This is a genomic window from Vulgatibacter incomptus, assembly GCF_001263175.1.
Taxonomy (GTDB): Bacteria; Myxococcota; Myxococcia; order Myxococcales; family Vulgatibacteraceae; genus Vulgatibacter; species Vulgatibacter incomptus.
The window spans coordinates 1,055,881-1,081,786 of record NZ_CP012332.1 but is presented as its reverse complement, the minus strand read 5'-3'; the positions used below and the strand labels follow the sequence as shown (position 1 = coordinate 1,081,786).

Below are 25,906 nucleotides of genomic sequence, written 5' to 3'. Positions count from 1 at the left end.
CAGCCCCAGGCGCGAGCCTCCCGCCCCTCCGGGATCAGCCTCGGGCTTTCATTCTGCGCATCGCGCGGCGCAGCTTCGGCTCCAGGTCGGCCCAGAGCGCATCCGAGACCGCCTCGATCGGGGCAGCCCCGTCGATCGCGACCACGCGGTGGCGCTTCCCCTCCCGTTCGAGGGCGCCCTCGTAGGCCCGGGCGATCCGCCTCTGCTGGGGGAGCGTCTCGAAGAGCTCGGCCCTGCCGGGGCTCGCTTCCAGCCGCCGCCCCAGGGCGACGTCGGCCTTCACCCGGAGGAAGTAGGTCACGTCGGGAGGGACTGCGAAGCGGTTGAGCTCGGCGACCCACGGACCGGGGTTGTCGAGGCTCTGGTATGCGAGCGACGAGAGCACGTAGCGGTCACAGACCACGTGGATCCCCGCGGCGAGCTTCGGCTCCACGTCGCACGCGAGGTGGTCGAGGCGATCGGCTGCGAAGAGGAGCGCGAGGGAGCGGCGATCCCAGGGCGCCCCGCGCCAGCCCACCAGCCTTCCTGCGAGCATCATCCGGATCTGCGAGCCGATGGGGCCGCTGGAGGGCTCCGCCGTGAAGTGGGCGCGGTGCCCTTCGGCCTCGAGCCTGCGCACCAGCGTCTGGGCCTGGGTGGTCGTGCCCGAGCCGTCCAGGCCCTCGAGCACGATGAAGAGTCCGCGGGGCATCAGAAGAGGTCCATCGCGCATCGAGCGCAGAAGCGGCTGGAGCCCTCCCGCCAGGGCGTGCCGCAATACCGGCAGACGACGGGGCCCTTCGGTGCGGGAGGGTCTGCGGTGAGGGACGGCTCCAGGTCCGGCAGCATCTCCACGGGCAGCGCCGGGGCAGCCTCGAGGAGGGTCGGCTCCAGGAGCGAACCGTCGAGACCCTCGAGCTGCGGTGCCCCGAAGTGCTCCACGAGCGCCGTCTGCTCCAAGCCCTCCACCGGCGTGGCCGCCACGTTCTCTCCGCCGCCGATCGCGTGGAGCTCGAGCTCCGGAAGGGTCTCGGTGACCAGGCCCTGGAGGGTCGGCCGCTCGTGAAGAGGCCGTGCACATACCGCACAGTCCCAGGCGTTCGGCTGGCGCGTATGACAGAAGTGACAGACGATTAGCTGGACGGTCACGGACTCATCCCATACGACCGAGGGAAGGGCTCCCGCGGAGCCGAAGGCGGAGCAAACGAAACGAGCGCCCTCGCGCGAAGCGCGAGCTGAAGAAATGGTCCCGCTTCTGCGGGACCTGTTTCTTCACGCGCTGGGGGCAAAATAGCATGGAGCGCCGCATGGAACGCAGCGAAGAGATCCTCGCCCACTGGTTCGGCGAAGAGCCGGACGACTGGGCCGCCCCGGCCGATCGCCATCCGCTCTGGTTCGGCGGCGGACCCCAGGTCGACGAGGATTTGCGCCGCCGCTTCGCGACCGACGTCGAGCGCGCGCGCGCCGGCGCCCTCGACGCATGGAAGGCGACGCCCCGCGGCAGGCTCGCGCTGCTCATCCTCCTCGATCAGCTCCCGCGGAACCTCTTCCGGGGCACGCCCGAGGCGTTCGCGAGCGATCCCGCCGCGCTCGCCCTTGCCCTCGAGGGGATCGATCGCGGCGACGATCGGGCCCTGCGGCCGATCGAGCGCACCTTCGCGTATCTGCCGCTGGAGCACGCCGAGGATCGCGGGATCCAGGCGCGCGGCGTCGCGTGCTTCGAGGCCCTCCTCGCGGAGGCTCCGGAGCGTGTGCGGAAGACCTACGAATCGTTCCTGGACTACGCGGTGCGCCACCGCGTGATCGTCGACCGCTTCGGGCGCTTTCCCCACCGGAACGCGATCCTCGGCAGGAAGAGCACGCCGGAGGAAGAGGCCTTCCTCCGAGAGCCCGGCTCGTCGTTCTGAGGCGCCAGCCGCCTAGCCGACCTGGGCGAGGCTCATCCGCTTCGCGAAGCGCTCGAAGACCTCGGCCCTGAGCAGGCGGTGCTCCGGCCAGGAGAGGTCGGGGTCGGAGCGCACCAGCGCGAAGGCGTCCGCCCTCGCCTGCTCGAGGAGCCTCGCGTCCCGCGAGAGATCGGCGAAGTCCAGCTCGGGGAGCCCGGCCTGCCTCGTGCCCAGGAACTCGCCCGGGCCGCGGATCTCGAGATCCGCCGCCGCGATCCGGAAGCCGTCGGTGGTCTCCTCCATCACCGCGAGGCGATCCTGCGCCCGCCCCTGGCTGCCGTGGTCGACGAGGAGGCAGGCGCTCTTCGCGGAGCCGCGGCCGACCCGCCCGCGGAGCTGGTGAAGCTGTGAGAGACCGAAGCGCTCCGCGTGCTCGACGACCATCACGGTGGCGTTCGGCACGTCGACGCCCACCTCGATCACCGTGGTGCTGACCAGCAGGTCGACCTCGCCGGCGCGGAAGCGCGCCATCACGGCGTCGCGCTCCTCGGCCTTCATCCGCCCGTGGAGGAGATCGAGGCGCCTGCCCGGGAAGCGCTCCTGCAGGGTGGCGAGGCCGCGGGTGGCGTCCTCGAGATCGGAGCGCTCGCTCTCCTCGATGAGCGGGTAGACCACGTAGGCCTGCCGGCCCTCGCCGAGCTGCTGCTCGATGATCCGATAGACCTTCTCCCGCTCCTTGGAGGCGAAGACCTTGGTCCGGATGGGCGTTCGCCCCGGTGGCAGCTCGTCGATCACGGTCTGGGTGAGCTCACCATGCAGCACCAGCGAGAGCGTGCGCGGGATCGGCGTCGCCGTCATCACCAGCACGTCCGGACGGATCCCCTTGCCGATGAGCTCCGCCCGCTGCTCCACGCCGAAGCGGTGCTGCTCGTCGATCACCACCAGACCGAGCTCCTGGAAGATGGAGCCCTCCGACATCAAGGCGTGGGTCCCGATGGCGATCCGCGCCCGCCCCGAGGACACCGCCTGCCGCGCCGCGGTGAGCGCCTTCTGCCCGCGGCCGGTGGCCAGCAGCGCGACCTCGATCCCCCTGCTCTCGAGCCACTTGCCGAAGCTCCGGTGATGCTGCTCGGCGAGGAGCTCCGTCGGCGCCATCAGCGCCGCCTGGCGGCCATCCAGCACCGCCAGCAGGCAGGCCACCAGCGCCACGGCCGTCTTTCCCGAGCCGACGTCGCCTTGCAGGAGGCGGTTCATCGGCTCACGCCGGGCCATGTCGCCGGCGATCGCCTCGATCGCGCGGCGCTGGGCGCCGGTGGGCGCGAAGGGGAGCACGGAGAGCGCCTCCCCGATCCGCTCGGGCGAGGTGTCGAAGGAGTGGCCTGGCGTGACCTCGATCCCGCGGGCCTTGAGGGCGAGGCCCAGCGAGAGGAGGAGCAGCTCCTCGTAGGCGAGGCGGCGATGGCCCGGCGAGGCGCCGGCGGTGAGCGACTCGGCGTCTGCGTCCAGATCCGGGACGTGCAGGCTCCGGAGCGCGGCCTGCTCGGAGGGGAGGTTCCGCTCGCGGACGAGGGCCTCGGGCAGGATCTCGGGGATCGCCGGGAGTCGCTCCTCGAGCACCTGCCGGACCAGGGCCCGGTACCGCCCCTGCCCGAGCTCGTCCATGCCGCGGTAGACCGGCACGATCCGCCCGGCGCTCGACGGCGCGCCCTCGCCCTCCTCCACCTCCTCGAGGTCCGGGTGGACGATCTGCTTCTGGCCGCCGAAGAGCTTGACCTCGCCCCAGGCGAAGAAGCGCTTCCCGGGGGTGAACCGCTTCAGCGTCGACGGCCAGTAGTGGAAGAAGGTGAGCGCGAGGCGCCCGGTGGAGTCGGCGACCACCACCCGTAGCATCCGCTTGCGTGACCTGGGGTTGAAGATCTCCCGGCCCTCGACGACCTGCGCCAGGGTGAGCCCCTTCTCGCCCGGGACGAGCTGGGCGATCGTCGCGACCCGCCGGCGGTCCTGGTAGCCGCGGGGGACGTTGTAGATCGCGTCGGCGGCGCTGGAGATCCCCTTCTTGGCGAGGGCCGCGGCGAGCTGCGGCCCGACGCCGCGCTGGCCCTCGAGCGGAAACGCCGAGAGACCCTTCGCGAACCCCGGCACGCCGATGCGCGAGCGGCCCGCGTCTTCGGTCTCGCTTGCCGCGGGGACCTTCCGGCCGGCAGGAGCCCGACGCTCCTTCGCCGCCGCAGCGGGCTTTGCGCGGGGCTTCGGCGCGGCTGGCGCGGAGAGCCGGAACGGCTCCCCGGCTGGTGGCGGGCCCGGAACGCCGACCTCGCGCCTTTCCGCAGGAACGTCCGCCTTGGCCGGCGCTACCGCAGGGGCGTCCACCGGTCCCGCCGGCTGCGCCTTGGCCTGCGCCAGCTCGGGCGGCAGCGGGATCAGCGCCTCCAGGGCCGCGAGGATCCGCCGCCCTTCCGCGCCCTTCCGCTCGGCGGGCGCCTGGTCGAAGGCGGTCGCGGCCTGGGCCAGCGCATCGAGCGCCGCCCCATCGCAGCCCGCCTCCCGCGCCCTGCCCGCCACGTGGGCGACGAGGCGGCCCACATCCCGCAGGTTCCCCGCCCTCGCGAAGCCGTCGCGGGATGCGAAGCGCAGCGGGGCGAAGAGCTCGGCGAGGATGGCCTTCGAATCCACGGGCATCGCGCCGGCTAGGCTTCCGCCGGCGCCTCTTCCTCGACGAAGCTCACGTCGAGGATCTCGTACTCGCGAGCGCCTCCCGGAGCCTGGACCATCACCGTGTCGCCGGTCTCCTTGCCGATCAGCGAGCGGGCGATCGGGCTCGTCACCGAGATCAGGCCCTTCTTCAGGTCCGCCTCGAACTCGCCCACGATCCGGTACTGGACCTCCTTGTCCGCGTCGAAGTCCTGGAGCTTCACGGTGGCGCCGAAGACCACGCGGTCGCCCGCGAGCCGGGAGACGTCGATCACGTCGGCGCGGGCCAGCCAGTCCTCGACCTGCTGGATCCGCCCCTCGATGTGACTCTGCTTCTCCTTGGCGAACTTGTACTCGGCGTTCTCGGAGAGGTCACCGTGGGCGCGCGCTTCCTCGATCTCACGGACGATTTTCGGTCGTTCCACGGTCTTCAGCCGCTTGAGCTCGTCGGTGAGACGGCTCTTGCCGCTGTTCGTCATCGGGATCTTGTCGGACATGTCTTGCCTGAAATCCTCGTGGCCGGAATGGTCCAAAAAAGCCGAGCGGCCGGTTCCGGGTGCTTCCGGATCGGCCGCTCGTCCTTCAACTCTGCCCAACGCGGTCGGGGGTGTCAACGTTCCGCGACGCCCCTCGACGCCCTCAAGCCATGTAGGCCTGGAGCGGCCTGACCTCCGGCGTCCCGCCGGCCCGGATCGCCTCGAGCGTCTGCACCGCGGCCCGGGCGCCGGGGATCGTGGTGTAGTACGGGATCCCACGGTTCAGGGTCTCGCGCCGGATGGAGTAGCTGTCGGCCAGCTCCTTCTTCCCGGCGGTCGTGTTGATCATGAGCTGGATGGCCCCATCCAGGATCTTGTCGACCACGTGGGGGCGGCCTTCGGCGACCTTGAGCACGGTCTCCGCCTCGATCCCCTTCGAGGCGAGGTAGGCGGCGGTGCCCTTGGTGGCGATCAGCTCGAAGCCAATGGCGACGAGCCGCGCCGCGAGCTCGGCGGCGGCGGGCTTGTCCTCGTCGCGCACCGAGACGAAGCAGCGACCGCTGGTCGGGAGCGCGTTGCCGGCGGCGACCTGGCTCTTCCAGAAGGCCGTGGGGAAGTCGACGTCGATGCCCATGACCTCGCCGGTGCTCTTCATCTCGGGCCCGAGGACCGGATCCACGCCGGGGAACTTCACGAAGGGGAAGACCGACTCCTTCACCGCCGAGTGCGCGAGGTGCGGGCGCGCCGGCAGATCCGCCGGGAGCGGGATCCCGGCCTGGGCCAGGGCCGCCAGCTTGGCGAGCGGCACGCCGGTGGCCTTGGCCACGAAGGGCACCGTGCGCGAGGCGCGGGGGTTGACCTCGATCACGTAGACCTCGCCGTGCTGCACGGCGAACTGTCCGTTCATCAGGCCGACGACGCCCAGCTCCTTGGCGATGGCGAGGGCCTGCGACTCGATGGTCCGCACGATCTCCTCGGAGAGGGAGTACGGCGGGAGCGCACACGCGGAGTCACCGGAGTGGACACCGGCCTCCTCGATGTGCTCCATCACGCCGCCGACCACCGCGCGGTTCCCGTCGCAGAGGACGTCGATGTCGACCTCGATGGCGTCGCGCAGGTAGCGGTCGATCAACACCGGGCGATCCTCGGAGGCCTGGACCGCGTGGGTGAGGTACGACTCGAGCTGCGCCCGGTCGTGGCAGATCTCCATCGCGCGGCCGCCGAGCACGTACGACGGGCGCACCATCACGGGGTAGCCGATCCGCTCGGCGGCGGCGACCGCCTCGGAGGCGGAGCGCGCCATGCCGTTGGCCGGCTGCTTGAGGCCCAGCTTCTCCACCACCTCGCCGAACCGCTCGCGATCCTCGGCGCGATCGATCGCGTCGGGGGAGGTGCCGAGGATCTTCACCCCGGCCTGCTCCAGCGCCACGGCGAGCTTGAGCGGGGTCTGCCCGCCGAACTGCACGACGGCCCCGACCGGCTTCTCGATCCGGGCGATCTCCAGCACGTCCTCGAAGGTGAGGGGCTCGAAGTAGAGCTTGTCGGCGGTCTCGTAGTCGGTCGAGACGGTCTCCGGGTTGCAGTTGACCATGATGGTCTCGAACCCGGCCTCCTCCAGCGCGAAACATGCGTGGACGCAGCAGTAGTCGAACTCGATCCCCTGCCCGATCCGGTTGGGGCCGCCGCCGAGGATCATCACCTTCTTGCGATCGGTGGGCCGCGCCTCGCACTCCTGCTCGTAGCTCGAGTAGAGGTAGGCCTTCTGCGTCTCGAACTCGCCGGCGCAGGTGTCCACCCGCTTGAACACGGGGTGGACGCCGAGCTCCCAGCGCTTCGCGCGGACGTCGGCCTCGGTGGCGCCGGTGAGGCTGGCAAGCGTCTTGTCGGAGAAGCCCTGGGCCTTGAGCGAACGGAGCCGCCCCGCGTCGCCGAGGCCGCTGGTGGCCACGGCCGCCTGCTCCAGGGTGATGGCCTCGAGCTCGCGCAGGAACCAGGGATCGATCGCGGTGAGCTCGTAGAGGGCGTCGACGCCGAGCCCGGCACGAAGGCCCTCCACCACCCAGTAGATCCGCTGCGCGGTGGGCTTGCGGGCCCCCTCGCGGATCTTCTCGAGCTCGTCCGCGGTCCAGGTGTCCCCGGGCGTCTTCCCGAGCGGGGACTCGAAGCCGTGGCTGCCGGTCTCCAGCGAGCGCATCGCCTTCAGGAGCGACTCGCGGAAGGTGCGGCCGATGGCCATCACCTCGCCCACGCTCTTCATCTGCGTGGTCAGCTCCGCGTTCGCCGCCGGGAACTTCTCGAAGGCGAAGCGCGGCACCTTGGTGACCACGTAGTCGATGACGGGCTCGAAGGCGGCCTTGGTCGAGCCGGTCATGTCGTTGGCGATCTCGTCGAGGGTGTAGCCCACGGCGAGGCGCGCGGCGATCTTGGCGATCGGGAAGCCGGTCGCCTTGGACGCCAGCGCCGACGAGCGCGAGACCCGCGGGTTCATCTCGATCACGAGGACGCGGCCATCCTTGGGGCTCACCGCGAACTGGAGGTTGCAGCCACCGCTCTCCACGCCGATCTCGCGGACGATGCGGAAGGCGGCGTCGCGGAGCGCCTGGCTCTCCGCGTCGGTGGCCGTCTGGGCCGGCGCCACGGTGATCGAGTCGCCCGTGTGCACGCCCATGGGGTCGAGGTTCTCGATCGTGCAGATGATCTGGATGTTGTCGGCGAGGTCGCGGACGACCTCGAGCTCGAACTCCTTCCAGCCGAGGACGCTCTCGTCGATGAGGACGCTGCGCACGGGCGAGGCGTCGAGGGCGATCTTCACCTTCTCCTCGAACTCCACCCGGTTGTAAGCCACCGAGCCGCCGGTCCCGCCGAGGGTGTAGGACGGCCGCAGGATCGCCGGGAAGCCCGTGCGCTCGGCGATGGCCCTCGCCTCCTCCACCGAGTGGGCGACGCCGTTGCGCGGTACGGCGAGGCCGATGCGGTCCATTGCCTGGCCGAAGAGCTCGCGGTCCTCCGCCTTGCGGATCGCGTCGAGCGAGGCGCCGAGGAGCTGGCAGCCGTACTTCTCGAGGATCCCCTGCTCGGCCAGGGCCTTCGCGAGGTTCAGCGCCGTCTGGCCGCCGAGGGTGGGCAGGAGCGCGTCGGGACGCTCCTTGGCCAGGATCCGCTCCGCCGTCTCGACCGTGATCGGCTCGACGTAGGTGGCGTCGGCCAGACCCGGATCCGTCATGATGGTGGCGGGGTTCGAGTTGAGGAGGACGACCCGGTAGCCCTCTTCCTTCAGCACCTTGCAGGCCTGAGTGCCGGAGTAATCGAACTCGCAGGCCTGTCCGATGACGATGGGGCCGGAGCCGATGACGAAGATGGTGTGGAGATCGGGGCGGCGGGGCATGCTGTCTCCTACGGGCATGCGCGCTATCGCCCAGAGGTCCGGCCCGCGCGGAACCTCCCGGCGGGCGCGGCTTCTAGCAGAAATCGGGGGGTACCGATAGGCCCTGCCCCCAGAAACGAACAGGGCGAAAACGAAACGGCCGCCCCTCCCCGAAGGAAGGCGCGGCCGCTGTCTCACGTCCTGGTGGACCGGGACATGAAGTCGACGCGTTAGATCTTCCGGACGTTCGCCGCCTGGAGGCCCTTGGGCCCGCGGGTCACGTCGAACTCAACGCGCTCCCCCTCGGCCAACGAGCGAAAGCCCTCGGTCTGGATGGCGGTGTGGTGGACGAAAACGTCCTCCCCGTCATCCTGCGAGATGAAGCCGAAGCCCTTGGTATCGTTGAACCACTTCACAGTTCCCTGCGCCATTCTGCTGCTTCCTTTTCACGGGTGCGATGAAGACGCACCCTCCTTTCCGGCCTACTTGGCCGGCGCTTCGCATGAACCGCCAGGACACCTTTGTCCATGCCTGTCCCCGCAAAACGGCGTGACAATGCACGCGACGAAGCCGCAATGCAAGGGGGAACGCGTTTTTTTCATGAAACACATGAGGGTCAGTCAAGCGACCGTGCGAAGGCGGCGATCCGGTCCAGCCCTTTCTCGAGCTGCTCCATCGAGGTCGCGAAGGAGAGGCGGATGTAGCCCTCGGCGCCGAAGGGAGCCCCGGGGATCACGGCGACCTGGAACTCGTCGAGGAGGATCTCCGCGAGCCTAGCGCTGCTCCCCCCGATGGAGGCGCCGCGATACGCCCTGGCGCAGAGCGCCTTGGCGTCCACGAAGGCGTAGAACGCGCCGCCGATGGGGCCGCAATGCAGGCCGGGGATTCCGGCGAGGCGCTCTTCCACGTACCGCCGACGCGCGTCGAACTTCTTGCGCATCTCCTCCACGCACTCCTGCCCGCCCTGCAGCGCGGCGATCGCCGCCATCTGGGTGATGGAGCTCGGGTTGGAGGTGGACTGGTCCTGGATCTTCTGCATGGCGGCCACGATCGGCTTCGGAGCCGCGGCCCAACCGAGGCGCCAGCCGGTCATCGAGAAGCTCTTCGAGAGGCCGTTCACCACGATCGTCCGGTCCCGGAGCTGCGGGGCCACGTTGAGGATGTTGGCGAAGGGCTGGCCCGTGTAGATCAGGTGCTCGTAGATGTCGTCGCTGATGATCGCGCAGGAGTGCCCCTCCAGCACGGACGCGATCTGGCCCAGCACCTCGCGGCTCCACACGGCGCCGGTGGGGTTCGAGGGGCTGTTCAGCACGATCGCCGCCGTGCGGTCGGAGAGCCTCTCGGCGATCGCCTCCGGCCTGGGGACGAAGCCGTCCTCGGCGCGGGAGGGGACGATGACCGGCTTGCCGCCGGCGAGGAGCACCATGTCGGGGTAGCTCACCCAATACGGCGCCGGGATCAGGACCTCGTCCCCCTCGTCCACGAGGGCCTGGAAGGCGTTGAAGATCGCGTGCTTGGCGCCGACCGACGCGATCACCTCGGTCTCGTCGTAGGCGAGGTGGTTCTCGCGGGCCATCTTCGCGGCGATCGCCCGGCGGAGGTCGGGGGTCCCAGGCGTCGCGGTGTACTTCGTAAAGCCCTGCTCGATCGCGGCGACCCCCGCCTGCTTCACGTGGGCGGGGGTGTCCATGTCGGGCTCGCCGGCCCCCAGCGAGACCACGTCGATCCCCCGGGCGGAGAGCGCCTTGGCCTTGGCCGTGATCGCGAGGGTCGGAGAGGGCTGGATGGCGTTGACGCGGCGGCTGAGCTTCACGATCGATCCTTTCGGTCCGGGGTCAGGTTTCGAAGCCGTACTTCTTGCGGAGGGCCCGCGCGGCGATGGGGGGCACCAGCCCGCTCACGTCGCCGCCGAGGGAGGCCACCTCGCGCACGAGCTGCGAGGAGATATAGAAGTAGTCCTCCCCCGTCATCATGAAGACCGTGTCGCAGGCGGGATCCAGCTTGCGGTTCATGTTGGCGAGCTGGAACTCGTACTCGAAGTCGGAGACCGCCCGGAGGCCGCGCAGGATCGTCTTCACGTTGCGCTTCCGGGCGTAATTCACCATCAGGCCCTCGAAGGAGTCCACCTCCACCCGCGGATCGTGATCGACCGCGTCGAGGATGAACGCTCGCCGCTCCTCCACGCTGAAGAGCGGCGTCTTCTTCGAGTTGTTGGCGATGGCGACGATCAGGCCGTCGAAGGTCTGGAGCCCCCGGTGGATGATCGAGAGGTGACCGTTTGTGAGGGGATCGAACGACCCCGGATAGATCGCGACGCGTTTCATGGATGCTCCGTCTCGAGGCGCTCGAAGAACGATAGCGCGGGCTCGCCGAAGGTCCTCAGGTCCGTCCGCCTCAGGGATCCGTAGGCCTCGGCAGGAGGCGATCGGCGGTCGTGCTCGGCGATCACCCGCCCGCCCTTCGCCACGATGCCGAGGGAGGAGAGCCGCTCGAGGGTGGCGCCGGGCCCTTCGGCGTACGGCGGATCGAGGAAGACCAGGTCGAAGGAGAGGCCGCGGGTGGCGAGCTTGCGCAGCGCCTCGGGGACCTCGGCTCGAACGACCTCCACCCTGGCGGCGAAGCCCAGGGTGACGGCGTTCTTCTCGCAGACCTTGGCCGCGGCGGGATCCCGGTCCACGAGGATCGCCCGCTCGGCCCCCCGCGACAAAGCCTCGAGGCCGAGGGCGCCGCTGCCCGCGTAGAGATCGAGGACGAGGCCCCCGTCGAAGCGCTGTCCCAGGATGTTGAAAAGCGACTCCCGGACGCGATCGGAGGTCGGCCTGGTACCGAGGCCAGCGGGCGCTTCCAGCCTGCGCCCTCGAGCTTCGCCCGCGATGATCCGCATCTAGCAAAGACCTCGTCAGTCAGCGGATCTCCGCCGAGCCGGGCGAGTAAGCCCCGCGCCAGGAGTGCCGTCAAGGGCCGTGTTCCCGCGAACCAGCGCCGTGCTAAGGATCGGTGTCGACGGGGCAGCCTTGCCCCGCGGGGGGTCATCCATGCGTCCTCGCACGACGGCGTTCTCGCTCGTGGCATCGGCTCTGATCTCCGGGAGTTTCGGCGGCTGCTTCGGCGCCTGTGACGGCCCGGCCGTGAAGGCGGCGAACCCGGCGCTCGAGAAGGCCTCCGAAAAGCGGAAGGACGGCAAGCCGAAGCCCCGGGTCGACGGGGGCGACGTCCGGATCCGGAGCACGGACCAGAGCGGGATCACGTTCCAGGGCAAGAACGGCGTCGAGGACTCGGTCGGGACGGCGAAGGTTCCGGAGGGATTCCCCCTCGACACCTTCGGAGGCGCGCGGGTGGTGACGAGCGCCGCGAGTGGAACGCCCGGGAACCGAAAGTACATGGTGATCTTCGAGCTCCCGAAGGGCGCGGAGATCGACAAGGTCGCCGGCTTCTACGAGAAGGAGCTGAAGGAGAAGGGCGTCCGGGCGGAACGCAACGACTTCGAGCTCCACGGGGCGAAGACGGTGTCGCTCGTCGGAAAGACCACGGACGGCACCGTGGCGACCGTCCATGTGGCGGCCAACGGCGAGGATCCGATGAACGCCACCGTGACCTGGACGCCGAAGGGCGAGTGACCGTCGCCCGCGGAGCCGAAGGCGAAGCAAACGAAAAGAAGCGCTCTCGCGCGAAGCGCGAGCTGAAGAAATCGGGCCCGCATCCGCGGGCCGATTTCTTCATTCGCCCTGGGCTTCCAACGCCGCCATCGGCGCCTTATCAAGGAGAGATGGAGCCCGCTTCCGTGTCGACCGCTTCTCCAGACGACCTCTCGCTCCTCGTCGCGATTCTCCCGGAGAGCCTGCGCCGCGCGCTCGAGGCGCTCCCCGCCCAGGATCTCCTCGAGCTCGTGATGGATCTCGGGCGGCCGCCGGAGGCCCGCTTCCCCGAGCGCACGACCCGCCTCTCGGCCGAGCCGGTCGATCAGGCGCAGCTCGACCACGTGGTCTCGCGGGTGGGCGTCTTCGGTGGCGACAACCGGGCGGGGATCGAGCGCACGCTCCACCGGATATCGGCCATCCGCAACCGCCAAGGCCGCATCGTGGGGCTCACGCTGCGCGCGGGGCGGGCCGTCCTCGGCACGGTGGAGGCCCTGCGCGATCTCGTGGAGAGCGGGCTCAACATCCTGCTTCTCGGCAGGCCGGGCGTGGGGAAGACGACGAAGCTCCGGGAGGTCGCGCGGGTGCTCGCCGACGAGCTCGACAAGCGCGTGATCGTGATCGACACCTCGAACGAGATCGGCGGCGACGGCGACATCCCCCACCCCGGGATCGGCGCCTCCAGGCGGATGCAGGTGCCCCACCCCGATCGCCAGCACGCAGTGATGATCGAGGCGGTCGAGAACCACATGCCCGAGGCGATCATCGTCGACGAGATCGGCACCGTGGCGGAGGCCGCCGCCTCCCGCACCATCGCCGAGCGCGGCGTGCAGCTCGTGGCCACGGCCCACGGCAACACCCTCGAGAACCTGGTGATGAACCCCACCCTCTCCGACGTGGTCGGAGGGGTCCACACCGTGACCCTGAGCGACGAGGAGGCCCGCCGCCGCGGCACGCCGAAGACGATCTCCGAGCGTCGCTCGCTGCCCACCTTCGACATCGTGGTCGAGATGGTCTCGTGGGACGAAGTGGTCGTCCACCGGGACACCGCGGCTGCGGTGGACAGGCTCCTCGCCGGCCGGGATCTCGGCGGCGAGCGGCGGCGGATCGGCGAGGACGGCAGCCTGAAGGTGGAGGAGCTCGCCCCGTCGCCAGCGCCCGAGCGGCCCGTCCCGGCGCCGGAGGCACCGCCGGCTCCCCGGCGCGGACCTGCGCGCATCCACTTCCACGCCCTCAGCCGCGACCTCGGCGAGCGGGTGATCCGCGAGCTCCGACTCGACGCGCGGATCGTCGACAAGCCCGAGTCCGCGGACCTCGTCCTGGTGCTCAAGGCCCGGGCAGGCGATCCCCGGATCCGTCGCGTCGCCGAGAAGAGCGGCGTGCGGATCTACCCCGTGAAGCGCAACGGGTCCTCGCCCATCCGGCGGGCGCTCCAGGACGTGTTCCAGCTCGTCCAGGGCCTGGACGAGGAGGAGGTACGGGATGCCGTGGAGGAGGCGGAGCACGCGATCCGCCGGGTGATGGCCGAGGGCATCGAGATCTCGCTCTCGCCCAGGCGCCCTTCCCTGCGGCGCCTCCAGCACCGGATGGTCACGCGCTACGCGCTCGACGCGGAGAGCGTGGGCAGCGAGCCGGCCCGCCACTTGGTGATTCATCCCGGCTAGTGCAGATCCAGCCCGTGGCAATGCGCCGGCGTCTCGAGCTGCAGCGTCACGTGGTCGAGGTCGAACTTCTCGGCGAGCAACGAGCGGAGGGACCGGAGGATCTCCTCGTTCCGGCCCATGTCGCAGCCTTCGACCACCACGTGGGCGCTCAGCGAGTGCATCCCGCTCGAGATCGTCCAGATGTGGAGGTCGTGCACCCGGGCGACGCCGTCCGCCCGCTCCATCTCGTGCAGCACCTCGGCGAGGTCGAGGTGCGCAGGGACCGCCTCGAGCAACACGTCGACGGCCTCGCGCACCAGGCGCAGCCCGCTCCACACGATCACGAGGGCGATCCCGATCGAGAGGATCGGATCGATCGGGGTCCAGCCGGTGAGGAGGATGATCAGCGCGGCGACGATGACGCCCACCGACGAGAGCGTGTCGCCCACCACGTGCAGGTAGGCGCCGCGGATGTTCAGCGAGCCGTTCTTCCGGTGGAGCATGAAGAGCGCGACGATGTTCGCGACCAGGCCGATCGCGGCGATGGCGATCATCGGCACGGCGTCGATCGGCTCGGGGGAGCGGAAGCGATCGACCGCCTCGTAGATGATCCAGGCGGCCAGCACGACCAGGGCCACGCCGTTCGCCAGGGCCGCGAGGATCTCCATCCGGTAGAAGCCGAAGGAGCGCTTCCTGTCGGCAGGCCGGGAGGCGAAGGAGATCGCCAGGAGCGATAGGACGATCGCCACCGAGTCGGTGAGCATGTGCCCGGCGTCGGCACGGAGGGCCAGCGAGCCGGTGAGCCAACCGCCCACCCACTCGAGCACCATGATCACGGTGACCAGGATCAGGGTCGCGAGGAGGGACCGCCGCTCCTTCGCCCTCTCCTCCGGGAGCATCCGCGAGACTGCCCGGGCGTCCGGGAGGTGGGCGTGCGCGTGGCCGTCCTCGTGCCCGTGACCGTGCCCAGCGTGGTCGTGGGCTTCATCCGCTCGAAGATGGAACGGGTCGTTCGCCATGCGCCGGGTCGGTCTCCTGCTCAAGGGTGCGCGACGTCCGCGGGCGTCGCCGGACGCTTCGATGACAACCTAAACGCCTGGACGGGGCCCTGCCAGCCGGAAATCACCGTCCGACGCGTCTCGGCGTCCAGTCTCGGCGTCCAGTCTCGGCGTCCAGTCTCGGCGTCCAGTCTCGGAGGCTGGTATCGTCCCCAACCTACGTGATCCCTCGCCTCCCCGCCTGGTTCCTCGCCCTCCTGGGCGCCGCGCTCCTCGCCGCAGCCCTGCCGGCGTGGGCCTACGCGCCCGAGCACCGCTGGCGCACCCTGGAGTCGCCGCACTTCGTCCTCCATTTCCACGAGGGCCTCTATCCCATCGCGCTGCGCGCCGCCCGCTCCCTCGAGTCCGCCCACGACAGGCTCGTTCCCCTGCTGGACGCGGAGCCGAACCGCAAGACGCAGGTGGTCCTCGGCGACGACTCCGACGAGGCCAACGGCTCCGCCAACGCCTACGAGCGGCCGCGGATCAACCTGCTCGCCGAGCCTCCCGACGACCTCTCCGTGTTGGGCGATTACGACGACTACGTCTTCCTGCTGGTCGCACACGAATACGTCCACGTGCTGCACATCGGCACGGTCTCGGGCCTCCCCGCGTGGCTGAACTGGATCTTCGGCGACCTCTGGACACCCAACGGTCTGCACCCCCGCTTTCTCACCGAGGGCCTCGCCACCTATCACGAGTCGCAGCTCTCCTCCGCAGGGCGGATCCGCTCCGCGATCTTCGACATGTATCTGCGCGCAGACGTCCTCGAGGATCGGCTGCTGCCGCTGTCGCGGATCACGAACGGCCCCCTCGTCTGGCCGCGGGGCACGGCCTGGTACCTCTACGGCGGCCGCATGCTCGAGTGGATCGCCGAGACCCGCGGCGACGAGGCCATCCAGCGCTACATCCACGCGTACGGCAGGAACGCGATCCCCTTCTCGATGAACCTCGACCTGAAGAGCGCCGCCGGCGTCGACTTCAATGAGCTCTGGGACGAGTGGGCGGAGGCGATGCGAAAGCGATACGCCGCCCAGGCCGAGAGGGTCCGCGCGAGGGGGCCCATCACCGAGCCGGCCCTGCGCACCGCGTTCGGAGAACGGACCGGGGCGCCGCGGTGGGACCGCTCGGGGACCGCGCTCTACTACGTGGAGGCCTCGGGCGACCGCCGTTCCCGGCTCCGCGCCCTCGACCCCCGGACCGGCGGCGACCGCGAGGTCCAGGCTCTCGGCACCTCGGGGACCCTGTCGTCCCTCCCCGGCGGCGGCGTGATCCTGGCGCGGAGCGAGTTCTTCGACTCCGAACGCGTGTTCGGGGAGCTCTTCCTCGTGGACGACCGGAGCGAACGCCAGCTATCCAGCGGCCTCCGCGCGAGCGAGCCCGACGTCTCGCCCGACGGCGCCTGGATCTACTTCGTCCAGCGGGGCGGCGGCCGCACCGTCCTCGCCCGCGTGCCCTTCCGCGAACCCGACGCCGCTCCCGAGATCGTCTACCGGCCTCCGGAGGGCCGCGTGATCTACGGCCCCCGGGTTTCACCGGACGGGGGCCGGATTGTGTTCTCCCAGACGAGGCGCGGTCCGGGCCGCGATCTGCTGATCGTCCCCGCCCACGGAGACGTGGAAAAAAGACCTCTCACCGACGACGACGCCATCGACCTGGATCCCTCGTGGGCTCCGGACGGCCGCTCGGTGATCTTCGCCAGCGATCGAAACGGCATCTTCGACGTCTACTCGGTGCCGTCGACGGGCGGTCCACTCACGCGGCTCACCAACGTGCTCACCGGCGCGTTCCAGCCCGAGCTCTCACCGGACGGCCGGTGGCTCGCGTGGACGACCTACAGCTCCAGCGGCTTCGACGTGGCCGTGACGCCCGTCGCCTCCCTCGTGCCCACGCCTGCCGAGCCCTTCGTCTCCGATCGCTCCCCGCCCAAGGCCGAGGTCGCCGAGCCCCTCTACTCCGTGACCCGCTACGATCCGCTGCAGTCCCTCGGGCCGCAGACGTGGTTCCCCTACTTCGGCACCGACATCTCCGGCACGGTCCTCGGCGCGTCCATCGCCGGGAGCGACGTCGTCGGCCTCCACGCCTGGACGCTCTCCGCCGGCTACGGGATCTCGTCGCGGCAGCCCGAGGGGGCATTCACCTATGGATACAACGGGTTTCACCCATACCCGGCCATCTCCGGCGCGACCACCTTCCGGAACGTGCCGGGCTTCCCCCGGGGCACCACGGAGCGGGTGACCGTCGCCGACTTCGGCCTCACCTTGCCCTGGGCTTCGATGTGGCGCTCCAGCTCGGTGAGGCTGGGGTACGAGGCGACCTGGTTCACGCCGGTGGACGCACGGCCCGGCAGAGAGCCCGCGCCCGGCGTCGCTACGGAGCTGCAGCTCGGCTTCCAGCATGGCTCCGGCGATCGACCGGCGGAGTCCGTCTCTCTCGAGGACGGGATCGGCACCTCCCTCACGGGCCGCCTGGGCTCGAAGGCCCTGGGCGGCGACTTCGACTACGCCGCGGTCGACGCCTCCGCCACCGCATGGATCCGCGTGCCCTGGACGAAGCACCACGTGCTCGCCGCGACGGCCAGGGCGGGCGTCAGCACGGGGGACCTCGGCGAGCGCCGGATCTACGGGCTGGGCGGCCCGGTGCTACGCGACCCCCTGGTCGATCTCCTCTACACCAAGAGGATCCTCGGCGGCGGCGTGCTCCGGGGCTACGCGCCCGGCGCCTTCGTCGGCAAGGCACTCCTGCTCGGGAGCCTCGAGTACCGCTTCCCCATCGCGTGGATCGATCGCAGCCCCGACACGCTCCCGCTCTACGCGGGCAAGCTCGCCGGCGCGGTCTTCGCCGAGGCGGGCAACGCCTTCGACGGCCTCCCGATCCCGCGGATGCACCCGAGCGTGGGCGCCGAGCTCCGCATGGGCGTCGACCTCGGCTGGGGCTTCGCCGGATCGCTGCGGCTCGGCGACGCCTGGGGCTTCGACGGAGAGCTGGGCGGCAACCGCGTCTACCTGGGCGTCGGCGCCTCGTTCTGAGGCTCGATCTTCCCGAGGGCCTCGATGATCCGCTCGCGGGTCGCCGGGTCCGGCAGCTCCGGCGGAAAGAGGTAGAGCCAGCTCCCCTGGATGGCGACGTCGCGGCGGAGCCGCTCCCAGGCGGAGGCGCCCCCCTTGAGGGCCATCGCCCGGAAGTCGTCGCGGCAGATCTCCGCCTCCTCGGCCGTGGCGAACTTCGAGGCGTTCAAGAAGGCGTGCGCCTCCGAGAAGTGAATCCGAAAGCGGAGCTCCGCCACGGGGCAGCCCGGGAACTCCTGGGCGTTGTTGAGCCGCTCCGTCGCCGTGACCGCGATGCCGGCGGCGGAGAGAAGCCGCTTCGCCTGCGCGATCGACTCGGGCTCGACCTCGGACGCCGGGGGCGCCGCGGGCGCCTTGGGCGGATCCTTGTGACAGCCCGTCAGAGCGGCGCAGATGGCAGCGACGAGAAGGAGAGCGCGGAGTGGACCTGGCAGGTTACGACGCATGGCTCCGCTCTAGCACGGGGCCGAAGTCCCAATCCACAGGGCCGTTGCGCCGCGCCGGTTGCCGGGACGGACCGGCGTTTGATAGCGGCTCGAAGATGCCGGACGCTCCCGATCTCGCGCAGCTCGTGGTGGAAGCAGAAGACGTGGCCGCCGCCGCCGGCCAGCCCCTGACCTCGGCCCACCTGCTCCTCGCGGCCTGGACCCTCCCCTGCCCCGCATCGTCCCTCCTCACGGAGCGCGGCGCGACGGTGGAGGCGCTGCTCGGGGCGATGACCCGGGCGCCGCAGGAGGATCCGGCCATCGCGCCCGGCCTGCTGACGCGGACCCGGGCGGTGGCCGCCGGCCTCGGCGCGAACGCCGACACCCTCCACCTGCTCGTGGCGATCAGCCGGAGCCCCGACTGCCTCGCCTACGACCTGATGCAGCGGTGCGGCGTCCCCCTGGCGCCGCTGCGGAACACGATCCTCTCCTGGTACACGGTCGGTAAGGTTCCCAAGCACCTCCAGGCCCGCGTGCCCGCTTCCACCCCCGCAGGTCCGACGCGGCCGGTCGCGCGCCCTTCTGCACCTCCCCGGGAAGCCCGGCCCGCGCCCAACCCTCCGCCGGTGCGGTCCGACTCGCCAATCCGTGAAGAATCCCGGCCGGAGGATCCGCCAGTGCGCCGGAACGCCCTGGACGAAGCGCCTCCTGGCCGATCCGCTCGCCCGGCGGGCCGGGCTACACCAGGCGAACCGAGCCCGGACGTGGTGGCCGCCGAGGGATCCACCTCACGCTTCCGGCTCGACCCCGCGATCCAGCCGCTCCTCTGCTCCTTCGGCCGCAACCTGACGGAGGCCGCCGCCCAGGGAGCGCTCGACCCCGTGATCGGCCGCGACCGAGAGGTCGACGAGGTCGTCGACATCCTCGGCAAGCGTCGCGGCAACAACCCCGTCCTCGTCGGCGAGGCCGGGGTGGGCAAGACGGCCATCGTCGAGGGCGTCGCCCAGCGGCTCCTCGAGGCCGGCGACGAGCCCCGGATCGTGGTGGAGCTCGACATGGCCGCGCTCACCGCCGGGACGTCCCTTCGCGGCTCGTTCTCCGAGCGCCTCGGCGGCATCAAGGACGAGGTCCGCGAAGCGGCCGGCCGGATCCTGGTCTTCATCGACGAGCTCCACACGGTGGTCGGCGCGGGCTCCGCCGGCGAGGGCTCCCAGGACGCCGCCAACGAGCTGAAGACGGCCCTCGCCCGAGGCGAGTTCCCGTGCATCGGCGCTACGACCTTCGACGAGTACCGGCGCTTCATCGAGGCCGATCCCGCCCTCGAGCGCCGCTTCACCGCGGTGCAGGTCGCGGAGCCGACCGCCGAGCAGGCCGCGGAGATCCTCGCTGGCATCGCCCCGCGGTACGAAGCGCATCACCGCGTCCGCTACGAGCCCGCCGCGCTCAGAGCCGCCGCCTCCCTCACCGCCCGCTACGTGCGGGATCGGCAGCTCCCCGACAAGGCGATCCAGGCCATCGACCTCGCCGGCTCCCGCTGCCGGCGGTCGGGCAAGGCGGTGGTCGACGTGCACGCCGTCGCAGAGGTGGTGGCCCAGGCCGCGAAGCTCCCCCTCGATCGGCTGATCCTCGACGACGGCGAGCGCCTCCTCCGACTCGAGGAGGAGCTCTCCGCCCGGGTGGTGGGCCACGCCGACGTGATCGCCCGGGTGGCCCGGACCCTGCGCCGGAACTACGCCGGCTTCGGCTCCCACCGCCCCATGGGCTCCTTCCTCTTCCTCGGGCCGACCGGGGTGGGAAAGACCGAGCTCGCCAAGGCGATCGCAGAGGTGCTCTTCGGCTCTCAGGACTCGCTCGTCCGCTTCGACATGAGCGAGCTCGCGGAGGCCCACGGGGTCGCGAGGCTCATCGGCGCGCCGCCGGGCTACGTCGGCCACGGCGAGGGCGGCCAGCTCACCGAGGCGGTCCGCCGCAGACCGGCCTGCGTGCTCCTCCTCGACGAGCTCGAGAAGGCCCACCGCGACGTGCAGCTCCTCCTCCTGCAGATCCTCGACGAGGGCCGCCTCGCGGACTCCAAGGGGAGGCAGGTGGACTTCAGCCAGGCGCTGGTGATCCTCACTTCGAACCTGGGCGCCGAGGCCTTCGCTCCGGGTCGCGGCGCCGCGCGGGTCGGCTTCACCTCGATCTCCGACGCGGATCCCGCGGATTCGCAGGCCGAACGGGCCCTCGGCCTGGCCCGGGGCCAGCTCCCCCCCGAGCTCTGGAATCGGATCGACGAGCGCTGCGTGTTCCTGCCTCTCGAGCGGGACCAGGTGGGCGCGATCGCCCGGCTGCTCGTCTCGGACTCGGCGGCGCGCCTCGAGCGCGAGCGGGGCATCCGGCTGGCGGTGCCGGACGAGGTGATCGAGCACCTGGTCGCGGCGGGGGGCTTCGACGTGAGCCTGGGCGCACGGCCGATGCGGCAGCTCGTCCAGCGACGGATCGAGGCGCCCCTGGCCGACGCAATTCTCCGCGGAACGCTCCGTTCGGGAGACTCGGTCTCGGCCCGGCTCGACGGCGACGCGATCTCGTTCGTACCGCTCCTGCGCTCCGCGGTACCGTGATCCCATGAGCTCGCATCGATCCTCCGAAGTCGAGATCCGGGGGCCGCACCTGGAGCGGGAGCGCTCCCGTCACACGGTCTACATCGTGGGCGCGGGGCGCCTCGGATCCGCCGTGGCCCGCGGACTGGCCGCCGCCGGCTGGGAGGTCCGGACCTGGTCGAGATCGCCCGAGAGGCGGGTGGAGATCGCCGGCGTGGAGCACCGCAGCGGCGAGCTCCCCGACAGGCTCCCGGGCGAGCTCGTCCTCCTCACCGTATCGGATCGGGTGGTCGCGCCCATCTCCGTGCTCCTCGCCGAGACCGGGCGGATCGCCGGGGGCCAGGTGGTCGCCCACTGCGCCGGCGCCCTCGACCTCGCTCCCCTCGAGCCCCTCCGGCAGATCGGGGCCCAGGTGGGATCGCTCCATCCGCTGGTCGCCGCCTCCGGCGGCCGCGTCGAGCTCCGGGGGCGCTCCGCGGCCGTGGACGGCGATCCCGAGGCCGTGCGCCTGCTGAAGCGCGTGGCACGGGATCTGGACCTGCGCACGATCGCGGTCCCGGCGAAGGAGCGACCGCGCTACCACGCCGCCGCGGCCTTGGCGGCCAACGGTCTCGTCTCGCTCACCGATCTCGCTGTGGGGCTCCTGGAGGGCGCGGAGATCCCGCGCGAGGCGGCCCTGGATGCGCTGGTGCCGCTCCTCGAATCGTCGCTCCAGGGGCTCGCGGAGCGACGCCTTCCCGGCGCCCTCACGGGCCCCGTCGCGCGGGGAGACGCCGCGGTGGTCCAGGACCACCTGCGCGCGCTCGCGGGGACGGCGGCGCTCGACGCCTACCGCGCCTTGTCCGTCCATGCGCTGGAGCTCGCCCGGGCCCAGGGGACCGCCGATCCGGCAGGCCTCGAGCGCATCGCAGAGCTGCTCGGCCCCTAGGAGACTGTTGCAGTAACGCTGCCTACTGCGGCGAACGATCCGGGGGCTGCGGACGACGTGCTCCCTCTTCGCTCCTGCGGCGTAGCTACGGCTACGCCTCGTCGCTCATCGGTGCGCGCGCCGCCCTCGCTCCCCGTCTCCTTCGCCTCGCTACGGCAGGCGCGGAACGCGCCGTTACCGCAACAGGCTCCTACGGCGCCGGGGGAACTCCGTAGAGGCCGCGGGCGCGGATGTATTCGAGCACCGCCTTGGGCACGAGGCTCTCGGCGCCCTTACCGGACGCGAGGCGTGCGCGCACCTCCGTGCTCGAGACCGCCGGCATCGCCGGTCCAGGCGCCTGGGGATGCGGGTGCCCGCCACGGGGGACCACGATGAGGGGCGCGAGCTGCCGCACCCGATCGAAGTCCTTCCACAAGGGCGCCTCATCCAGGATGTCCGAGCCGATCACCAGGCGGAAGGTGTGCCCCGGCAGCTTCGTCCGCAGGTGCTCGAGGGTGTCCACCGTCCGCCCGGAGCCGCTGACCTCGCACTCCACCGTGGTCGTCTGCACACCCTTGGCGAAGAACGCCCCGAGCCGCGTGCACATCTCCACCCGATCGACGAAGGGCACGAGCTCCTTCCCGAAGGGATGCCGGTGCGCGGGCATCAGCCAGACCTGGTCGACGTCCGCGGTCGCGAGCACGTAGCTCACCACCATGAGGTGGCCGACGTGGGGCGGGTTGAAGGCGCCTCCGTAGAGCGCGATTCTCAAGGCATTGCTCCGACGGCCCAATGGGCCGATTCGCCTCAATATAGGAGGTGGCGCTCGCGCTCGGGCAGGAAGCTCGCCAGGTACGGCGCCCACCCCGAGGTGAGCTCGTCGAGGGAGCGGCCGGCGTCGATGCCCTCCCGGATGGCGTCGTCCCCCGCGAGCAGGTCGACGGCGGGGACGTCGCTCCGGAACTCGTACTCCGTCGTGCGCCAGCGGAAGGCGTCGCCCCCGAGCGCGCGGGCGGCGCGCAGGCAGGCGATTCCCGTGCGAACGGAGAGGAAGGCGTCCCGATCGGTGACGTGGATCATCACCCCGCCGCAGGCGGTGCGCGCGTGCTTCTCGAACGTGGGCTCGAACCAGCACGGGCGGAACGCGACGCCGGGGAGGCGCTCCGCCTCGAGCCGGGACGCCAACGCGTAGGGGTCGAGGAACGGCGCCCCCCAGAGCTCGAACGGGCGGGTGGTGCCGCGGCCCTCGGAGACGTTGGTCCCCTCGAAGAGGCACATGCCGGGGTAGACCCGTGCCGTGTCCACCGTGGGCATGTTCGGCGACGGCGGGACGAACGGAAGGCCGGTCGCGTCCCACTCGCTGCGGCGGTCCCATCCCTCGCAGCGGATCACCTCGAGCTCGCAGCGCTCCGCGCGCTCGTGCCTCTCGTTGAAGAGACGGGCGAGCTCGCCGGCGGTCATCCCGTGGCGGGTGGGCAGATCATAGAGCCCCACGAAGGAGCGATAGCGCTCGCGGACCGGGCCGCCCTCCACGAGGAGGCCGCCGATGGGGTTGGGCCGATCGAGCACGAAGAACTTGAGCCCGGCTCGACCGGCGGCGCGCATGGCCAGGGCCATGGTGTAGACGTAGGTGTAGTAGCGGGACCCCACGTCCTGGATGTCGAAGACCAGGGCGTCCAGGCCCACCAGCATCGCAGGCGTAGGCGAGAGCGAGTCGAACGTCGGGCCGTAGAGGGAGTGGACCTCCACCCCGGTGCGCTCGTCGCGGCGCTCGTCCACCTGGACCATGTACTGGGCGGTGCCGCGGATCCCGTGCTCCGGGCCGAAGAGCGCCGCCAGCGTCACGCCGGGGGCGGCGGCGAGGCGATCGGCCAGGTGGACGAACGAGCGATCCACCGAGGTCGGGTTGCAGATGGCGCCGACCCGCAGGCCGCGCAGCTTCGAAAATCCATCCTCGACACAGACGTCGAGACCCGTCCTCGTCGCCATCGACTCATCCCTCCGCGCTTTCATTACTCCGCCTTCGGCTCCGGGGCCCTTCTGCCACCGAAGCCGCCCCGCTGGCGAGATCAAGTCCGATGGAGCCAGGCGAAGGCGCCGTAGCCTCCGATTGCGGCTACCGCGACCGCAGCCGCGGCGGCGAGGCGCTTGGCACCGGGCCGCCAGAAGCCCACCAGCGCCTCTGGCGTCGGCTCCGGCAGCCCCAGGGACTCGAGGGCGCCGCCGCCGTATGGCATCGGGAGGCTCTCGTCCCGCCGGAGCCGGAAGATCTCCACCGGCTCCGGGATCCCCTTCAGCGTCCTCGGGCCGAGCTTCACCACGTCGAAGCAGCTCCGGTCCGCCAGGAGGTACACCGACTCGGTGAAGCAGACCTCCCCCGCGGCGGCGAGGCCCTCCACCCGCGAGGCGATGTTCACGGTGGCGCCGAAGACGTCGCCGCGCTCCACCCGCACCTCCCCGGCGCTGAGCGCGATCCGGACGTCGATCCGCTCGCCATCGGGCAGGTTGCGGTTGTAGGCCGCGAGGCGATCCTGGATCGCCGCGCCGCACGCGAGCGCCCGAGTCGCCGAGTCGAAGACGACCAGGTAGGCGTCGCCGATCGTCTTCACGCGCCGCCCCAGGTATCCCTGCACAACGGGCAGGAGGAGCGCGTCGTGGAAGCGCAGGAGCCGCTCGTTCTCGGCGCGGGTCTGCCGGCTCGTGCGGGCCGTGAACCCCTGGATGTCCGTGAACATCACCGTGTAGCTGGCGGTCTTCAAATGGTGCGCTCCATTGACCCGCAGTCTACACGTAGAGGACCAGGTCTGCCCGGAGCTCCCGCTCCAGGATCTCCTGGAGCCCCGGCCTCTCGTCCACCTCAGCCCCGAGCTCGTCCGGATCGAGGCCTGCGAGCCGGACCGCGGTTTCGCAGGCGGCGATCCGCGCCCCGAGCGCCCGCGCCTCCGCCAGCATCACAGAGGGAGGGGGCAGGCCGAGGACGCCGAGTCGCTCCGCCACCGCGCCGTCGTCCGCCCCGACCGGCTCGTCGAAGGATCCATTCACCCAGCGTGTCAGACCCTCGAACCAGAGGATCACCAGGACCTCCGCTCCCGACGCCGCCGCCGTGATCGCGTGCGAGGCGACCTGGTAGCGGCGGGCGAAGGAATCGCCGTGTAAATGGAGGACGATCGAGCGGTGGGGCTGCATGAGCGGCACCATCTACGAGGCCATGCCTCGACGCAAGGGAACGCGCGCCCAGCGAAAAAAGAGCGGGCTCCGCGTCCGTTTCCGGAGCGGAGCCCATCCTCGCGCCACCTCCGAACCCAGGCCGTTCAGACCTCGCGCTCGCGGAGGTGCGGCGCCGGAGCCCGGCGCGTCGTCGCCTGCATGTGCGCCGGGAGGCCGGAGAGGCCGCCGAAGATGCCGGCGAGCATGCCCGCGACGGCAGTGCCGAAGAACCACCAGCGGACGCCTGCTCGGAGCTGGGTGGGCGCCGTGACACCGGGTCCAGCCGCCTGACCGGGAGCCGGAGCCATTCCGGGAGCGGCGGGCGCTCCGGCCGACGGTGCGCCGCCCGGAGCCATGGCCGGATTGGGGCGCATTGTGCCGGCAGCCAGGAAGGCGATGAAGGTCATCCCGATGACGAAGGAGAGCGCCCAGGTCACGAGCCCCTGCACGCCGCCATCCCGGCGGGCGAAGAGGTTGGACGACCGAACGCCGATCATCGAGCCGAGGTAGGTGGCCACGAAGATGCTCACGATGGACCAGAGGCCGGTCCAGAAGTGGCCCGTCGACCACCAGTCGCCCATGAGCGGGTTGACCCGGGCGAGGCCTACCGCTGCGCCGAGCGAGTTGAAGAGAATGCCCAAGCCCAGGGCCGCGAACGCGCCGATGAAGATCCCAGCCAGGCTCAAACGGGCGGAGGCCTTCGGTGCCACCAGGAGCTCCTCGCGCTCGCGCTCGTATCCGCCGCCTCCGCCGCCGCGCTCATATCCGCGCTCATACGTCTTTTCCGCCATTTCGAACCTCCCGTCGACCTGGTTGACCTAGCTCGGCCGCGTATGGCGCACGCGGGCGTGCATCGAGGAGTGCTGTGGCCCTTCGTCAACTGGTCCACACAGTCCCATCGGGAACATTGGAATGGGGGGCGTGCTCGGCAACCGGGCGTCGGTCCGACGACCTTGACGCCGCGCGGCGCCCGACGGAACGCAGGAGGCCAAAAAAGCGGATACGGGCT

General features: G+C 70.9%; 22 protein-coding genes. 6 read left to right on the top strand and 16 right to left on the bottom strand.

Translation table 11 applies throughout. The features are described 5' to 3' along the window. Positions 1-34: 34 nt before the first annotated feature. Both tmk and AKJ08_RS04325 read right to left on the bottom strand, forming a co-directional pair. The gene (gene tmk / locus AKJ08_RS04330) at positions 35-691 is read right to left on the bottom strand and encodes a dTMP kinase (RefSeq protein ID WP_082342680.1); all 657 of its coding nucleotides are present in this window, start codon (positions 689-691) and stop codon (positions 35-37) included. Next, the gene (locus AKJ08_RS04325) at positions 691-1,128 is read right to left on the bottom strand and encodes a hypothetical protein (RefSeq protein ID WP_050724941.1); all 438 of its coding nucleotides are present in this window, start codon (positions 1,126-1,128) and stop codon (positions 691-693) included. The genes tmk and AKJ08_RS04325 overlap by 1 nt, the downstream gene beginning before the upstream one ends. A 158-nt stretch (positions 1,129-1,286) precedes the next feature. Here AKJ08_RS04325 and AKJ08_RS04320 point away from each other — a divergent pair, with 158 nt between their 5' ends. Then, a complete protein-coding gene (locus AKJ08_RS04320; RefSeq protein WP_050724940.1) occupies positions 1,287-1,886 on the top strand; it encodes a DUF924 family protein in 600 nt (199 codons plus the stop codon). 12 nt (positions 1,887-1,898) lie between these two features. On the opposite strand, the gene recG is transcribed toward AKJ08_RS04320, so the two are convergent. From recG to rsmD, 7 genes are all read right to left on the bottom strand, one after another. After that, a complete protein-coding gene (gene recG, locus AKJ08_RS04315; RefSeq protein ID WP_240475430.1) occupies positions 1,899-4,538 on the bottom strand; it encodes an ATP-dependent DNA helicase RecG in 2,640 nt (879 codons plus the stop codon). A 14-nt stretch (positions 4,539-4,552) separates the two neighbouring features. Next, positions 4,553-5,053, bottom strand: coding sequence for a transcription elongation factor GreA (gene greA, locus AKJ08_RS04310; RefSeq protein WP_050724938.1), 501 nt, complete (start codon positions 5,051-5,053; stop codon positions 4,553-4,555). 142 nt (positions 5,054-5,195) lie between these two features. Continuing rightward, positions 5,196-8,417, bottom strand: coding sequence for a carbamoyl-phosphate synthase large subunit (gene carB / locus AKJ08_RS04305; RefSeq protein WP_050724937.1), 3,222 nt, complete (start codon positions 8,415-8,417; stop codon positions 5,196-5,198). 209 nt (positions 8,418-8,626) lie between these two features. Next, the gene (locus AKJ08_RS04300; protein WP_050724936.1) at positions 8,627-8,827 is read right to left on the bottom strand and encodes a cold-shock protein; all 201 of its coding nucleotides are present in this window, start codon (positions 8,825-8,827) and stop codon (positions 8,627-8,629) included. Between the two features lie 185 nt (positions 8,828-9,012). Then, a complete protein-coding gene (locus AKJ08_RS04295; RefSeq protein ID WP_050724935.1) occupies positions 9,013-10,209 on the bottom strand; it encodes a pyridoxal phosphate-dependent aminotransferase in 1,197 nt (398 codons plus the stop codon). A 22-nt stretch (positions 10,210-10,231) separates the two neighbouring features. Next, positions 10,232-10,720 carry a pantetheine-phosphate adenylyltransferase gene (coaD, locus tag AKJ08_RS04290; protein ID WP_050724934.1) on the bottom strand — a complete coding sequence of 163 codons (489 nt, stop codon included), beginning with the start codon at positions 10,718-10,720 and terminating at the stop codon, positions 10,232-10,234. Then, the gene (gene rsmD / locus AKJ08_RS04285) at positions 10,717-11,280 is read right to left on the bottom strand and encodes a 16S rRNA (guanine(966)-N(2))-methyltransferase RsmD (protein ID WP_050724933.1); all 564 of its coding nucleotides are present in this window, start codon (positions 11,278-11,280) and stop codon (positions 10,717-10,719) included. Before rsmD ends, coaD begins: the two co-directional genes overlap by 4 nt. A 151-nt stretch (positions 11,281-11,431) precedes the next feature. On the opposite strand from rsmD, the gene AKJ08_RS04280 reads away from it, so the two are divergent. Then, positions 11,432-12,013: a hypothetical protein gene (locus tag AKJ08_RS04280; protein ID WP_050724932.1), complete on the top strand. Its 582-nt coding sequence runs from the start codon at positions 11,432-11,434 to the stop codon at positions 12,011-12,013. Positions 12,014-12,177: 164 nt separating this feature from the next. Continuing rightward, positions 12,178-13,695: a R3H domain-containing nucleic acid-binding protein gene (locus tag AKJ08_RS04275; protein ID WP_240475429.1), complete on the top strand. Its 1,518-nt coding sequence runs from the start codon at positions 12,178-12,180 to the stop codon at positions 13,693-13,695. Here AKJ08_RS04275 and AKJ08_RS04270 read toward each other — a convergent pair. Further along, positions 13,692-14,693 carry a cation diffusion facilitator family transporter gene (locus AKJ08_RS04270; RefSeq protein ID WP_050724930.1) on the bottom strand — a complete coding sequence of 334 codons (1,002 nt, stop codon included), beginning with the start codon at positions 14,691-14,693 and terminating at the stop codon, positions 13,692-13,694. The genes AKJ08_RS04275 and AKJ08_RS04270 overlap by 4 nt on opposite strands. 200 nt (positions 14,694-14,893) lie before the next feature. Here AKJ08_RS04270 and AKJ08_RS04265 point away from each other — a divergent pair, with 200 nt between their 5' ends. Beyond that, entirely contained in the window at positions 14,894-17,740 is a 2,847-nt protein-coding gene (locus tag AKJ08_RS04265; RefSeq protein WP_050724929.1) for a BamA/TamA family outer membrane protein, read from the top strand. Here the strand turns inward: AKJ08_RS04265 and AKJ08_RS04260 are convergent. After that, a complete protein-coding gene (locus AKJ08_RS04260; protein WP_050724928.1) occupies positions 17,713-18,225 on the bottom strand; it encodes a hypothetical protein in 513 nt (170 codons plus the stop codon). The genes AKJ08_RS04265 and AKJ08_RS04260 overlap by 28 nt on opposite strands. 95 nt (positions 18,226-18,320) lie before the next feature. Between AKJ08_RS04260 and AKJ08_RS04255 the strand changes: the two genes are divergently transcribed. Continuing rightward, entirely contained in the window at positions 18,321-20,804 is a 2,484-nt protein-coding gene (locus AKJ08_RS04255) for an AAA family ATPase (protein ID WP_050724927.1), read from the top strand. A gap of 4 nt (positions 20,805-20,808) precedes the next feature. Further along, a complete protein-coding gene (locus AKJ08_RS04250) occupies positions 20,809-21,711 on the top strand; it encodes a Rossmann-like and DUF2520 domain-containing protein (protein ID WP_050724926.1) in 903 nt (300 codons plus the stop codon). A 190-nt stretch (positions 21,712-21,901) separates the two neighbouring features. Here the strand turns inward: AKJ08_RS04250 and nadD are convergent, their stop codons facing one another. From nadD to AKJ08_RS04225, 5 genes are all read right to left on the bottom strand, one after another. Beyond that, positions 21,902-22,462: a nicotinate (nicotinamide) nucleotide adenylyltransferase gene (gene nadD / locus AKJ08_RS04245; RefSeq protein WP_050724925.1), complete on the bottom strand. Its 561-nt coding sequence runs from the start codon at positions 22,460-22,462 to the stop codon at positions 21,902-21,904. Between the two features lie 35 nt (positions 22,463-22,497). Then, positions 22,498-23,679 carry an exo-beta-N-acetylmuramidase NamZ family protein gene (locus AKJ08_RS04240; RefSeq protein WP_050724924.1) on the bottom strand — a complete coding sequence of 394 codons (1,182 nt, stop codon included), beginning with the start codon at positions 23,677-23,679 and terminating at the stop codon, positions 22,498-22,500. Between the two features lie 80 nt (positions 23,680-23,759). Continuing rightward, positions 23,760-24,449, bottom strand: a complete 690-nt coding sequence (locus tag AKJ08_RS04235; protein WP_050724923.1) for an adenylate/guanylate cyclase domain-containing protein — start codon at positions 24,447-24,449, stop codon at positions 23,760-23,762. A gap of 25 nt (positions 24,450-24,474) precedes the next feature. Further along, positions 24,475-24,876, bottom strand: coding sequence for a hypothetical protein (locus tag AKJ08_RS04230; RefSeq protein WP_157370463.1), 402 nt, complete (start codon positions 24,874-24,876; stop codon positions 24,475-24,477). Positions 24,877-25,001: 125 nt separating this feature from the next. After that, positions 25,002-25,688, bottom strand: a complete 687-nt coding sequence (locus AKJ08_RS04225; protein ID WP_050724921.1) for a hypothetical protein — start codon at positions 25,686-25,688, stop codon at positions 25,002-25,004. Positions 25,689-25,906 lie beyond the last annotated feature (218 nt).

Coding starts and splice junctions, on each gene's coding strand:
- tmk (WP_082342680.1), bottom strand. CDS start 691: ATGCCCCGCGGACTCTTCATCGTGCTCGAGGGCCTGGACGGCTCGGGC.
- AKJ08_RS04320 (WP_050724940.1), top strand. CDS start 1,287: ATGGAACGCAGCGAAGAGATCCTCGCCCACTGGTTCGGCGAAGAGCCG.
- greA (WP_050724938.1), bottom strand. CDS start 5,053: ATGTCCGACAAGATCCCGATGACGAACAGCGGCAAGAGCCGTCTCACC.
- carB (WP_050724937.1), bottom strand. CDS start 8,417: ATGCCCCGCCGCCCCGATCTCCACACCATCTTCGTCATCGGCTCCGGC.
- AKJ08_RS04300 (WP_050724936.1), bottom strand. CDS start 8,827: ATGGCGCAGGGAACTGTGAAGTGGTTCAACGATACCAAGGGCTTCGGC.
- coaD (WP_050724934.1), bottom strand. CDS start 10,720: ATGAAACGCGTCGCGATCTATCCGGGGTCGTTCGATCCCCTCACAAAC.
- rsmD (WP_050724933.1), bottom strand. CDS start 11,280: ATGCGGATCATCGCGGGCGAAGCTCGAGGGCGCAGGCTGGAAGCGCCC.
- AKJ08_RS04280 (WP_050724932.1), top strand. CDS start 11,432: ATGCGTCCTCGCACGACGGCGTTCTCGCTCGTGGCATCGGCTCTGATC.
- AKJ08_RS04270 (WP_050724930.1), bottom strand. CDS start 14,693: ATGGCGAACGACCCGTTCCATCTTCGAGCGGATGAAGCCCACGACCAC.
- AKJ08_RS04260 (WP_050724928.1), bottom strand. CDS start 18,225: ATGCGTCGTAACCTGCCAGGTCCACTCCGCGCTCTCCTTCTCGTCGCT.
- AKJ08_RS04255 (WP_050724927.1), top strand. CDS start 18,321: ATGCCGGACGCTCCCGATCTCGCGCAGCTCGTGGTGGAAGCAGAAGAC.
- AKJ08_RS04250 (WP_050724926.1), top strand. CDS start 20,809: ATGAGCTCGCATCGATCCTCCGAAGTCGAGATCCGGGGGCCGCACCTG.
- AKJ08_RS04240 (WP_050724924.1), bottom strand. CDS start 23,679: ATGGCGACGAGGACGGGTCTCGACGTCTGTGTCGAGGATGGATTTTCG.
- AKJ08_RS04230 (WP_157370463.1), bottom strand. CDS start 24,876: ATGCAGCCCCACCGCTCGATCGTCCTCCATTTACACGGCGATTCCTTC.
- AKJ08_RS04225 (WP_050724921.1), bottom strand. CDS start 25,688: ATGGCGGAAAAGACGTATGAGCGCGGATATGAGCGCGGCGGCGGAGGC.